Genomic DNA, 960 nt, shown 5'->3' on the forward strand with positions numbered 1-960 from the left:
TCAGTAGCGGTAGTGGTCGGGCTTGAAGGGGCCCTCGACCTCGACTCCGATGTACGCCGCCTGCTCCGGGCGCAGGGTCGTGAGGCGGACGCCGAGGGCGTCGAGGTGGAGGCGGGCGACCTTCTCGTCCAGGTGCTTGGGCAGCACGTAGACGTCGGTCGGGTACTCCGCGGGCTTCGTGAAGAGCTCGATCTGCGCCAGGGTCTGGTCGGCGAAGGAGTTCGACATCACGAAGGAGGGGTGGCCGGTCGCGTTGCCGAGGTTCAGCAGGCGGCCCTCGGAGAGCACGATGAGGACCTTGCCGTCGGGGAACTTCCAGGTGTGGACCTGGGGCTTGACCTCGTCCTTGACGATCCCGTCGACGGCGGCCAGGCCGGCCATGTCGATCTCGTTGTCGAAGTGGCCGATGTTCCCCACGATGGCCTGGTGCTTCATCCTGGCCATGTCCGAGGCCATGATGATGTCCTTGTTGCCGGTGGTGGTGATGAAGATGTCGGCCTGCTCCACCACGTCGTCGAGGGTGGCGACCTGGTAGCCGTCCATCGCCGCCTGCAGCGCGCAGATCGGGTCGATCTCCGTGACGATCACGCGGGCGCCCTGGCCGCGGAGGGACTCCGCGCAGCCCTTGCCCACGTCGCCGTAGCCGAGGACGACGGCGGTCTTGCCGCCGATCAGGACGTCGGTGGCGCGGTTGATGCCGTCGATCAGGGAGTGGCGGCAGCCGTACTTGTTGTCGAACTTCGACTTGGTGACCGCGTCGTTCACATTGATCGCGGGGAACAGGAGCGTGCCGTCGCGGTGCATCTCGTACAGGCGGTGGACACCGGTGGTGGTCTCCTCCGTCACGCCGCGGATCTCGGACGCCAGCTGGGTCCACTTCTGCGGGGCCTCACCGAGGGTGCGGTTCAGCAGGGTGAGGATGTGCGCGTACTCCTCACTGTCCGCCGTCGACGGATCCGG

The 960-nt window shown here is 67.0% G+C and carries 1 protein-coding gene; it reads right to left on the bottom strand.

The genetic code is table 11. The features are described 5' to 3' along the window. A partial coding sequence (locus tag ACLJPL_RS34005) for an adenosylhomocysteinase (protein WP_411084809.1) occupies window positions 1-960 on the bottom strand: 960 nt, incomplete at its 5' end.

It is taken from the genome of Streptomyces sp. cmx-18-6 (genome assembly GCF_046548915.1).
Classification (GTDB): Bacteria; Actinomycetota; Actinomycetes; order Streptomycetales; family Streptomycetaceae; genus Streptomyces.